Origin of the sequence: Pseudonocardia sp. HH130630-07 (assembly GCF_001698125.1) — a bacterium.
Taxonomy (GTDB): domain Bacteria; phylum Actinomycetota; class Actinomycetes; order Mycobacteriales; family Pseudonocardiaceae; genus Pseudonocardia.
The window spans coordinates 161,910-173,747 of the sequence record NZ_CP013855.1 but is presented as its reverse complement, the minus strand read 5'-3'; the positions used below and the strand labels follow the sequence as shown (position 1 = coordinate 173,747).

Genomic DNA, 11,838 nt, shown 5'->3' with positions numbered 1-11,838 from the left:
CCACGTCCCAGGACAAGCTGGCCGATGCCCTGCGCGCCTCCATGAAGGAGGGCGAGCGTCTGCGCCGGGAGAACCGGCGCCTCGCCGGGGCCGCCTCCGAACCGATCGCGGTGATCGGCATGGGCTGCCGCTACCCGGGCGGGGTGAACTCCCCGGAGGACCTCGCCGACCTCGTCGAGTCCGGGCGGGACGCGGTCACCGGGTTCCCCACCGACCGCGGCTGGGACCTGTCGGCACTGCAGGACGGCGGCGTCGACGAGCGCGGCACCAGCGTCAGCCAACAGGGCGGCTTCCTGGACGGCGTCGCCGACTTCGACCCGGGCTTCTTCGGCATCTCGCCCCGCGAGGCCCGCACGATGGACCCGCAGCAGCGGCTGCTGCTGGAGGTGTCGTGGGAGGCGATCGAACGGGCCGGGATCGACCCGACGTCGCTGCGCGGCACCCCGACCGGCGTCTACACCGGCACGAACGGCCAGGACTACGCCTACCTGGTGGTCCGCTCCCTGGCCGACGCGGACGGCGACGTCGGCACCGGTATCGCCGCCAGCGCCACCTCCGGACGGCTGTCCTACACCTTCGGGCTGGAGGGCCCGGCCGTCACCGTGGACACGGCGTGCTCGTCGTCGCTGGTGGCGCTGCACCTGGCCGCGCACGCGCTGCGGGCGGGGGAGTGCTCGCTGGCGCTGGCCGGCGGCGTGAACGTGATGTCCACGCCCGGCTCGCTGCTGGAGTTCAGCCGTCAGGGCGGCCTCGCCGCGGACGGGCGCTGCAAGGCGTTCTCCGACGACGCCGACGGCACCGGCTGGGCCGAGGGCGTCGGAGTGCTGGTGCTGGAGCGGTTGTCCGAGGCCCGCCGGCGCGGGCACCCGGTGCTGGCGGTGGTCCGCGGCAGCGCCGTCAACTCCGACGGAGCGTCGAACGGGTTCACCGCCCCCAGCGGCCGTGCCCAGCAGCGGGTGATCCGCGCGGCACTGGCCGCCGCCGGGCTGAGGGCGGCCGACGTCGATGTGGTGGAGGCGCACGGCACCGGGACGCCGCTCGGCGACCCGATCGAGGCCCGCGCGTTGCTGGCCACCTACGGCGACCGGGACCCCGCGCAGCCGCTGCGGCTGGGCTCGGTGAAGTCCAACATCGGCCACACCCAGGCCGCCGCGGGCGTCGCCGGCGTGATCAAGATGGTGCAGGCGATGCGGCGGGGGACCGTGCCGGCGACCCTGCACGCGGACACGCCCTCCTCCCACGTGGACTGGAACTCCGGCGCCGTCCGCCTGCTCACCGACGCCGAACCGTGGCCCGAGACCGGACGGGCGCGCCGCGCGGCGGTCTCCTCGTTCGGTGTGAGCGGCACGAACAGCCACGTCGTCCTGGAACAGGCACCGGCCCTCGACCCGGCCCTCGACCCGGCCGGCGACCCGGCGGTCGACCCGGCCGACGGCCCGGCGCGCACCGTGCCGTGGCTGCTGTCCGCACCGACCGCGTCCGGGCTGCGGGCCCAGGCCGGGCGCCTGCACCGCGCCCTGGACGGCGCAGCGGCCGCGGCGTCGGACGTCGGGTACTCGCTCGCCACCTCACGCACCCGGTCCCCGCACCGGCTCGCCGTCGTCGGCGACGACACGTCCGCGCTGGCCGGGGCCCTGTCCGGCTGGCTCGACGGCGCACCGGCCGCGGCGCAGGGCACCGCCCGCCGCGACGCCCAGCTCGGCGTCCTGTTCGCCGGTCAGGGCTCGCAGCGGCTCGGGATGGGGCGTGAGCTGCACGCGCGGTTCCCGGTGTTCGCGCGAGCCTTCGACGAGGTGTGTGCGCACCTGGATCCCGCGGTGGGGGAGGTGATGTGGGCCGACGATGCCGGTGCGTTGAACGACACCGGTGTGGCGCAGCCGGCGTTGTTCGCGCTGGAGGTGGCGTTGTTCCGGCTGGTCGAGTCGTGGGGTGTGGTCCCGGATCACCTGGTCGGGCACTCGATCGGGGAGATCGCGGCCGCGCACGTGGCGGGGGTGTTCTCGCTGGCCGATGCGGCGACCCTGGTGTCGGCGCGTGCCCGGTTGATGGGTGCGCTGCCGGCCGGTGGCGTGATGGTGGCGGTCGCGGCCACCGAGGAGGAGGTCACGCCGCTGCTGACGGGGGGAGTATCGATCGCCGCGGTGAACGGGCCGTCGTCGGTGGTGGTCTCGGGTGCGGAGTCCGAGGTGGACGCGCTGGTGGGCCGGTTCGCGGACCGGCGGACCAAGCGGTTGGCGACCTCGCATGCGTTCCATTCGCCGTTGATGGCGCCGATGATGGAGGAGTTCCGGGCGGTGGTGGTGGGCCTGGAGTTCGCCGCGCCGCAGATCCCGATCATCTCCACCGTTGCCGGGCGCACCGGCGACGACGTCACCGATCCCGCCTACTGGGTGGAGCACGTCCGCGCCACGGTGCGCTTCGCCGACGCCCTCACCACCCTCACCGAGGAGGGCGTGCACACCCTGATCGAGATCGGCCCGGACACCACGCTCTCCTCGCTGGCCGCCGGGGCGGGAGCCGACATCGCCGTCCCGGCACTGCACCCCGACCAGGGCGAGGAGACCTCGGTCGTCACCGCGCTCGCCCGCCTGGACACCGCAGGCGCCACCGTCGACTGGGCACGGTTCTTCACTGGCGCCACCCGCGTCGACCTGCCCACCTACGCGTTCGAGCACGAGCGGTTCTGGGCCCGTGGCGGCAGCGCGGCGACCGACGCGGCCGGTCTCGGGCTGACCCCGGCCGGACACCCGCTGCTCGGGGCCACCGTGCCGGTCGCCGGCACCGGCGACGTCGTGCTCACCGCGGCCCTGTCCACCGCGACCCACCCGTGGCTGGCCGACCACGTCGTCGGCGGGGCCGTGGCCTTCCCCGGCACCGGCTTCCTGGAGCTCGCGATCCGGGCCGCCGACGAGGTCGGCTGCGAGCGCGTCGAGGAGCTCACCCTGGCCGCGCCCCTCGTCCTGCACGGCGCGGCCGCGACCCACCTGCAGCTGCGCGTCGGCGCCCCCGCCGACGACGGGCGTCGCGACATCGGGATCCACTCCCGGGCCGGGGGCACCGACGAGTGGGTGCGGCACGCCACCGGAACGCTCGCCGGCGGCGCGCCCGCGGGCGGCGCCGCGCACCCGGACCTGTCCGGGACCTGGCCGCCCGAGGGCGCCACCGCGGTCGACATCGACCACCTCTACGCCACGGACACCGGCGTGCAGCACGGCCCGGTGTTCCGTGGGCTGCGCGCGGCCTGGCGCCGCGGCGAGGACGTGTTCGCCGACGTCGCGCTCCCGGACGAGGTCGACGACGCCGGCGCGTTCGGGCTGCACCCCGCGCTGTTCGACGCCGCGCTGCACGCCATCCGCTCCGCCCACGACGACGAGGACACCGCGCTGCTGCCGTCCTCCTGGTCCGGGGTGACACTGGCGGCCTCCGGCGCGTCCGCGCTGCGTGTGCGGATCGGGCGCCGCGACGGCGACGAGGTCACCCTGGACGCCGCCGACCCCGACGGCGGTCCGGTGATCTCGGTGGAGTCACTGGCCCTGCGCCACGCCGACCCCGCGACGGCGACGGCGCGCCGAAACGACCTGTCCGGGCTGTTCCGCCTCGACTGGGTCACCGGCGCGGCCGTCCCCGGCCGCGCCCCGACGCGGGTGACGGTGCTCGGCCCGGACCCGCTCGACCTGGTCCCGGCACTGACCGGCGCGGGCCACCACGTCGCACACCGCGACGACTCGGCCGACGCCGGGCCGGCCGACGCCGCGGAGACCGCGGACACGGGTCCGGTCCTCGTGCCCCTCGCCGGGGGCCCCGCCGGATCGGGCGACACCCGCGCGCTGGTCGCCGCCGCGCTCCGGCGGTTGCAGGACCTCGTCTCCGGGGACGGCGCCGGACGGGTCGTCCTGGTCACCCGGGGCGCGGTCGCGACCGACCCCGGCGACGACGTCACCGACCCCGCCGCCGCGGCCGTCTGGGGGCTCGCGCGCTCCGCACAGGCCGAACACCCGGACCGGGTGCTGCTCGTCGACCTGGACTCCGCTCCGGAGTCCGCCGCGCGCCTGCCCGAGATCGTCGCCGCACTGGACCCGGAGGAGCCGCAGGTCGCCGTCCGCGCCGGCGTGCCCCGACCGGCCCGGATCGCGCCGCTCACCACGAGCACCGCACTGGTACCGCCGGCCGGCACCCCGTGGCGGCTCGACGCCACCGGCGGCGGCAACGCCGACGGCCTCGCACTGGTGCCCTGCTCGGAGGTGACCGAGCCGCTGACCGGACGCGACGTCCGCGTCCGGGTGCACGCGGCCGGCCTCGGCCCCCGGGACGTCCGCACCGCGCTGGGGGCGCACCGTGGCGACGCGCGGCGGCTCGGGTCCGAGGCGGCCGGTGTCGTCACCGACGTCGGACTGCTGGTCACCGACCTGCGCCCGGGTGACCGGGTCGCCGGGATGCTGTCCGGCGGGTTCGGCCCGGTCGGCGTCGTCGACGAGCGGCTCCTCGCCCGGATCCCGGACCGGTGGTCGTTCGAGGAGGCGGCCGCGGTGCCCTCGGCGTTCCTCACCGCCTACTACGCACTCGTCGACCTGGCCGGGGTGCAGGCGGGCCAGAAGGTGCTGGTGCACAACGGTGCCGGTGCGGTCGGGATGGCCGCCATCGAGCTGGCCCACCACCTCGGGGCCGAGGTGTACGCCACCGCGGGCCCCGGCACGCAGGACATCCTGCGCGGGCTCGGTGTCGCCGACGACCACATTGCCTCCCCGCGTGACACCACGTTCGCCGAGAGCCTCGCCGGTGCCGGGATCGACGTCGTCCTCCACGCGCCGACCGACGGGTTCGCCGACGCCTCCCGCGGACTGCCGGTGCCGGGCGGGCAGGTCCTGGACCTCGGCCCGACCGACGACCCCGTCGGGCAGCCCGGCACCACCGACGCCGCGTCCGCCCTCGACACCGTCGACCCGGACCGGATCCACACGATGCTCGAGACCGTGCTCGGACTGCTCGCCGACGGCACACTCGACCCGCTGCCCCGCGTCGCGTGGGACGTGCGCCGGGCGCCGGAGGCGTTCCGGTTCGTCACCCGCGCCGGGCACGCCGGCGCGGTGGTGCTGCGCGTCCCGCGCGAGCAGGACCCCGAGGGCACCGTGCTGATCACCGGTGGTCTGGGCGGGCTCGGCGCCGAGCTCGCCCGCCACCTGTCCGTGCGGGGTGCGTCCCGCCTGCTGCTGGCCGGCCGCCGCGGCCCGGACACCCCCGGCGCACTCGAGCTGGTGGCCGAGCTCGCCGCCCACGGCACCGACGCCCGGGTGGTGGCCTGCGACCTCGCCGAACCCGGTGCCGCAGCGGACCTCGTCGCGGGCGTCGACCCCGACCACCCGCTGACCGCCGTCGTGCACGCCGCGGGCGTCCTCGACGACGGCGTCCTGGAGGCGATGACCCCGAAGCGCCTGGACACCGTCCTGGCCCCGAAGGTCGACGCCGCCTGGGAGCTGCACCGGGCCACCGAGCACCTCGACCTGGCGGCGTTCGTCCTCTACTCCTCCACCGCCGGGGTGATCGGCAGCCCCGGGCAGTCCAACTACGCGGCGGCGAACGCCGGCCTGGACGCGCTCGCCGCGCACCGACGCGCCACCGGCCTGCCCGCGGTGTCGCTGGCCTGGGGTCCCTGGGAACAGGGTGCCGGCATGACGGCGACGCTCGGCGAGCGTCAGACCCGCCGGTTGGGCGCGGCCGGGATGCCACCGCTGCCGGTCGAGCGGGGACTCGCCCTGTTCGACGCCGCGCTCGGCTCCGACGAGGCGTTGATCCTGCCGCTCGGCACACCGCCCTCGGGCGGTGGCGCGCCGTCCGGGCCGGTGCCCCCGGTCCTGCGCAACCTGGTCCGGGGCGGGCGGCGCAGCGCCGCCGCCGGGTCGGCGGCCTCGGCCCCCGACCTCGCCGCGCGACTGGCCGACCTCCCCGAGACCGACCGCCGCGCCGCGCTGACCGACCTGGTCCGGACCGCGGCGGCCGCCGTGCTCGGGCACGCCTCGCCGGACGCCGTCGACGCCGACCGGGAGTTCCGCCTGCTCGGGGTCGACTCGCTGACCGCCGTCGAGCTGCGCAACCGGGTCGGCGCGGCCACCGGGCTGCGCCTGCCGACGACCCTGGTGTTCGACCACCCGACCCCGGTCGCGGTCGCCGAGCACCTGGCGGAGTTGCTGCCGACCGGCCCCGGGTCGCCCGACGGCGGGGGATCGGTGCTCGACCGGCTCGCGAACTTCGAGGCGGCCATGGGCGCCGCCGCCCCGGACGCCGACGAGCGCGCCGACGTCACCGCGCGCCTGCGCCGGATGCTGGCCCGCTGGGAGACCGCGCCCGCCGACGGTGTGGGTGACCGGCTGAGCGGGGCCAGCACCACGGACCTGTTCTCCTTCATCGACAACGAGCTCGGCCGCTCGGCAGGCGCCTGAGAGCGTGTCGTGAAACCTCGTGAGTCAGGTCCCGAGGTCTTCTGACATCCGGCGGGCGGCTTCCTTCTCGATCTCGCTGCGGGGTTCGGGGAGCTGCTCGCCGGCCGACCGCGCCGACATCAACCGCTGACCAGCACACTTACCGCCCACTGCCTGTTGGTCGACGACGAGTCATGAGCCGGGTGACTCCGGTGGGACCACCAACGCCGCCGCGCCGGACGATCACCGGTTTCACAACACGTTCTGAGCCGCGCTCCGGCCCGCCCCCGCCACCCGGCGGCGCCGCGGCCCGGCCGCCCGGCCATGATCGCCACGTCTGAGCCGATCGGTGCCGGAAACGGCACCGATCCCTGCACTGGTGGTGATCATGGGGTGCCTCGGCCCCCCTGAGCCGCCGGCTCGGACCGGGGGACACGGAACGGGCCGCGTCCTGGTGGACGCGGCCCGTTCCCGTCGGAGTGTCGTCGGTCAGGGCTTGCGCCAGTACACGCCCATCCGGTCGATGTCGATGATCTCCGCGTCGATCCCGTGCTGCGCGCGGTAGTCGGTGACGGCGTCGGCACAGCCCGGTACGCAGTAGTCGTCGATGATGACGAACCCGCCGGAGGACAGCCGCGGGTAGAGGTTCACCAGGGCGTCCATCGTCGAGTCGTACCAGTCGCCGTCGAGGCGCAGCAGCGACAGCCGCTCGATCGGCGCGGTCGGCAGGGTGTCGGAGAACCACCCCGGCAGGAACCGGACCTGGTCGTCGAGCAGCCCGTAACGGTCGAAGTTCTCCTGCACCTGCGCCAGGTCGACGGCCAACATCCGTTCGTTGACCGTCGCGACGTCGTGACCCATCGCCGCGACCGGGTCGGGGTCGCGATCCCCGGCGGGGGGCAGGCCGGCGAACGAGTCGGCCACCCACACGGTGCGGTCGGTACAACCGTGGGCGACGAGGAAGGCCCGCATGAAGATGCACACCCCGCCGCGCCAGACGCCGGTCTCGATGACGTCGCCGGGGACGTCGTCGGCGAGGATCCGCTCGAGGCACTCGTGGACGTTGTCCAGCCGCCGCCGCCCGACCATCGTGTGGGCCACCGTCGGCCAGTCCCGACCCCCGTCGCGGGCGTCGGCGTCGAACTCGAGCAGCCGCTCACCGAGACCTTCGACCGGAATGGGCATCTCGGTGGAGTCGGGATCGTCGATCTGCCGGATGTGGGCGTAGGCCCCGTCCGGATAGATGACGTTGGTCAGAACCTTCTTCATCAGATCCAGATAGCGGTCGGTGCCGGTGACCCGTCCGTCGGCCACGTCGACCACGTCGACCTGTGGGGAGATCGTCATTTCCTGCTCCTTCGCAGCAGTTCGGTGGGATGGCGCACAGTCACCGAAACTGTAGGACGACCGGATCTGGTGAATTCCCTGAACAACGCGGTCCGGGCCGGGTCAGGTGCCGGCCGGCTCGCGGTAGGCAGTGAGCAGGCCCAGCTCGACGGCCTCGGACAGCGTCGGCGCGGCCGCGTCCTTGTCCGAGCGGATCGGGTCCTCGGTGAGATTCCAGGGAATCGCCAGATCGGGGTCGAGCGCCTGAATGTCGATCATTGTTCCGGGCACGTACTCGGTGTCGCACAGATAGTTCATGCACGTGTCGTCGGTGAGTGCCAGGAATGCGTGCCCCAGGCCGTCCCCGAGGTAGACCCCGACACCGGAACCGGCCTCCTGCAGGGTGGTGTCCACGGCCCCGAACGTCGGCGAGCCCACCCGCAGGTCCACCACCACGTCCAGCGCGGCGCCCCGGACGCAGGTCACCAGCTTCGCCTGGCCGGGCGGCAGGGTGGTGCCGTGGATGCCGCGCAACGTGTTGCGGTGGGACACGGAGAAGTTGGTCTGCGCGACCCGGAACGGCCTGCCGAGCGCGGCCTCGACGTCCGAGATCCGCCACGCCTCGTAGAACAGGCCCCGCCGGTCGGGGATCTGGGTCGGGGTGATCCGGAACGCGCCCGGCACCGCCGTCTCGGTGATCTCCATCGTGCCGCTCCGCTCCGCTCGCTCGTCGTGTGACGGGCCCAACGCTAGGGCGGGGATCCGCACGGCCGGGGGCTTCCGGGGCAGGTCAGGGGATTGCCCTAGACATCGTCGCGCCGGCGGCACGGGTCGGCTGCTTCCGGGGTTCTTCCCAGTCCGGCGTTGGTAGACCTCGTCCGATCTCTCCCGACCCCGAGGAGCACGCAGTGAAAGGCATCGTCCTGGCCGGCGGATCCGGCAGCCGGCTCCACCCACTGACGCTGGCCGTGTCCAAGCAGCTGATGCCGGTCTACAACAAGCCGATGATCTACTACCCCCTGTCGGTGCTGATGCTGGCCGGCATCCGGGACATCCTGATCATCACCACCCCACGTGACGCCCCGGCCTTCCAGGCCCTGCTCGGCGACGGCTCGCACCTCGGACTCTCGCTGACCTACGGCGAGCAGCCGGAGCCGAACGGCCTGGCCGAGGCGTTCCTGATCGGTGCCGACCACATCGGCGACGACCCGGTCGCGCTGATCCTGGGCGACAACATCTTCCACGGCCCGGGCTTCGCACCGCTGCTGCAGCGCACGGTCGACGAGGTGAAGGGCGCCGTGCTGTTCGGGTACCCGGTCGCCGACCCGCACCGGTACGGGATCGGCGAGATCGACGCCGACGGCGTGCTGGTCTCGATCGAGGAGAAGCCGGCGTCGCCGCGCTCGAACCAGGCGGTCACCGGGCTCTACCTCTACGACAACGACGTCGTCGAGATCGCCCGTTCGGTCCGGCCGTCGGCGCGGGGGGAGCTGGAGATCACCGACGTCAACCGGGTCTACCTCGAGCGGGGACGGGCCCGGATGATCAACCTGGGGCGGGGGTTCGCCTGGCTGGACACCGGCACCTACCCGTCGCTGCTCGACGCCGGTCAGTTCGTGCGCACGCTGGAGGAACGGCAGGGCACCCACATCGCCTGCCTGGAGGAGATCGCCCTGCGGATGGGGTTCATCGACGTCGAACAGTGTCGCGTCCTCGGCGAGCGGCTGGAGCGGTCCGGCTACGGGCGGTACGTCCTGGAGACCGTCGAGGCGGTGCGGTCGTGAGGCGGGTCCTGGTCACCGGCGGCGCCGGGTTCATCGGCTCGAACTTCGTCCGCATGGCCCTGACCGGTGCGTTGCCCGGCCTCGAGCCGGACGAGCTGGTGGTGCTGGACAAGCTGACCTACGCCGGGAACCGGGCGAACCTGGCGCCGGTCTCCGACGACGACCGGCTCCGGCTGGTCATCGGCGACGTCTGCGACCCGGAGCTGGTCGCGCGCGAGACGGCGGGCACCGACCTGGTCGTGCACTTCGCCGCCGAGTCGCACGTGGACCGCTCCATCGCGGGCTCCGCGGACTTCGTCACCACCAACGTGGTCGGGACCCAGGTCCTGCTGCAGGCGGCGGTGGCCGCGCGGGTCGAGCGTGTCGTGCACGTGTCCACCGACGAGGTGTACGGGTCGGTGGGCGAAGGTGCCGCCGCCGAGGACCACCCGCTGCTGCCGAACTCGCCGTACGCGGCGTCGAAGGCGTCGTCGGACCTGCTCGCGCGCGCGTTCCACCGCACGCACGGCCTGTCCGTGTCCACGACGCGCTGCTCGAACAACTACGGGCCCTACCAGTTCCCGGAGAAGGTCATCCCGCTGTTCGTCACGAACCTGATCGAGGGCCGGACCGTGCCGCTCTACGGCGACGGGCTCCACGTCCGCGACTGGCTGCACGTCGACGACCACTGCCGCGGGATCGCGCTGGTCGCGAACGGGGGCCGGGACGGCGAGGTGTACAACATCGGCGGCGGCACCGAGCTGAGCAACCGCGACCTGACCGACCGGCTGCTGGCGGCCACCGGCAGGGACTCCTCCGCCGTCCGGCGGGTGACCGACCGCCTGGGCCACGACCGTCGCTACTGCGTCGACATCACCCGCATCTCCGACGAGCTCGGCTACCGGCCCCAGGTCGGTTTCGACGACGGCCTCGCCGCCACCGTCGACTGGTACCGCACCCGCCGCGACTGGTGGGAACCGCTGCGGACGGGTGTGTCCGGAGCGGCCTGAGCCCCGCCCTCCGGCCCCGCCCGCTGCACACCGACCGACCGCTCCCGACCGACGAAGGATCTCCCGTGCGTGTGCTCTTCGCCATCTCCTCGTGGACCGGCCACTACTTCCCGATGGTCCCGCTGGCCTGGGCGATGCGGGCCGCCGGACACGACGTCCGCGTGCTCTGCCGTCCCTCCGACCAGGCCGACGTGACCGCGGCAGGACTGATCCCGGTGCCCGCGCTGGACGGCCTCGACCTGCTGCGCGGCGCGCGGCTGCTCAACGTGATGAGCCTGCTGCAGGGGACGTGGCCCTACCCAGAGCCGCCGCCCCACCCCGACACCGGGGAGGCGATGGATCCGGCCGGGTTCGACATCGCGGCGTGGCACGCGGAGAACATGCCCGCCATGGTGGCGTCGTCGCGGGCCGGTACCGACGCCGCCGTCGCGTTCGGCCGGTCCTGGGCCCCGGACCTGGTCGTGCACGACCAGCTGAGCCTGGAGGGCCCGCTGGTCTCCGCGGTGACGGGCGCGCCGTCAGTGCTGCACCTGTGGGGGCCTGCCGGCACCGCCGACGCGTTCGCCCCGGTCGGTGGCGAGCAGGCGGGTCTGCCGCAGGACCTCTCCGACGCCTTCACCCGGTACGGCGCCGGGACGCTCAGCCACGACCTCGCCGACCACGTACTCGACCCCTGCCCGCCCCCGCTGCGGACCGCCGTGGCCGGGCGCGACGCCGGCATCCGTTACGTCCCCTACAACGGCCCCGGGGCTGCCCCGCTCGACCTGCCCGAGCCGGACGGGCGACGGCCGCGGGTCTGCGTGATCTGGGGCCGGTCGGTGACCAGGACGTTCGGACCGGTCGTGAACCGGCTGCCACAGGCCGTCCGGGCCGCCGCCGACCTCGGTGCCGAGGTGCTGCTGCTGGCCCGGCCGGAGGACGCCCGCGACGCCGGCCCGCTCCCCGACGGCGTGCGTCCGTTCCACGAGGTCCCGCTGAGCCTGGTGCTGCCGGGCTGCGAAGCGGTCGTGCACTACGCCGGTGCTGGTTCGGTGATGACCGCGCTGACCGCGGGCGTGCCGCAGCTGTCGGTGCCCTGCGGGTTCGACCAGCCGATGGTCGCCGAGCGCCTGAGCGCGACCGGGGCCGGTCTGCACGTGCACAACCTCGACGCGGATGCCGCGACTCTGGGCGGCGCCCTGGAGAAGCTGATCGGACAGCCGTCCTACGCCGACGCGGCCCGCGACCTCGCCCGGCGGTGCGCCGCCATGCCCAGCCCGGCCGAGGTCGTCGCGGACCTGGAGGCGCTGGCCGCCCGTTAGCGCGGCGGCCCGGACGTCACGGCGC

General features: G+C 74.4%; 6 protein-coding genes and 1 pseudogene. 4 read left to right on the top strand and 3 right to left on the bottom strand.

Annotation, left to right across the window (positions count from 1 at the left end):
- Positions 1-17: 17 nt before the first annotated feature.
- Positions 18-6,434 (top strand): type I polyketide synthase, encoded by a 6,417-nt coding sequence (locus AFB00_RS29660; protein ID WP_442965895.1) that lies wholly within the window; start codon positions 18-20, stop codon positions 6,432-6,434.
- 24 nt (positions 6,435-6,458) lie between these two features.
- Here the strand turns inward: AFB00_RS29660 and AFB00_RS34375 are convergent.
- The 3 genes and pseudogenes from AFB00_RS34375 to AFB00_RS29650 form a co-directional block, all read right to left on the bottom strand.
- Positions 6,459-6,575 (bottom strand): annotated as a pseudogene (locus AFB00_RS34375) (IS5/IS1182 family transposase); the annotation flags it as partial.
- 327 nt (positions 6,576-6,902) lie between these two features.
- Positions 6,903-7,760: a TylF/MycF family methyltransferase gene (locus AFB00_RS29655; RefSeq protein WP_082375170.1), complete on the bottom strand. Its 858-nt coding sequence runs from the start codon at positions 7,758-7,760 to the stop codon at positions 6,903-6,905.
- 102 nt (positions 7,761-7,862) lie between these two features.
- Positions 7,863-8,444 carry a dTDP-4-dehydrorhamnose 3,5-epimerase family protein gene (locus tag AFB00_RS29650; protein ID WP_060711078.1) on the bottom strand — a complete coding sequence of 194 codons (582 nt, stop codon included), beginning with the start codon at positions 8,442-8,444 and terminating at the stop codon, positions 7,863-7,865.
- A gap of 203 nt (positions 8,445-8,647) precedes the next feature.
- Between AFB00_RS29650 and rfbA the strand changes: the two genes are divergently transcribed.
- From rfbA to AFB00_RS29635, 3 genes are all read left to right on the top strand, one after another.
- Complete coding sequence (rfbA, locus tag AFB00_RS29645; protein WP_068800854.1) at positions 8,648-9,523, top strand: glucose-1-phosphate thymidylyltransferase RfbA; 876 nt, start codon at positions 8,648-8,650, stop codon at positions 9,521-9,523.
- Positions 9,520-10,512 carry a dTDP-glucose 4,6-dehydratase gene (rfbB, locus tag AFB00_RS29640; RefSeq protein WP_083276212.1) on the top strand — a complete coding sequence of 331 codons (993 nt, stop codon included), beginning with the start codon at positions 9,520-9,522 and terminating at the stop codon, positions 10,510-10,512. Before rfbA ends, rfbB begins: the two co-directional genes overlap by 4 nt.
- Positions 10,513-10,577: 65 nt before the next feature.
- A complete protein-coding gene (locus tag AFB00_RS29635) occupies positions 10,578-11,813 on the top strand; it encodes a nucleotide disphospho-sugar-binding domain-containing protein (protein WP_068800853.1) in 1,236 nt (411 codons plus the stop codon).
- Positions 11,814-11,838: the final 25 nt, after the last annotated feature.

Excerpts from the sequence above, each read along its gene's own strand:
- AFB00_RS29655 (WP_082375170.1), bottom strand. The coding sequence starts at position 7,760 with ATGACGATCTCCCCACAGGTCGACGTGGTCGACGTGGCCGACGGACGG.
- AFB00_RS29650 (WP_060711078.1), bottom strand. The coding sequence starts at position 8,444 with ATGGAGATCACCGAGACGGCGGTGCCGGGCGCGTTCCGGATCACCCCG.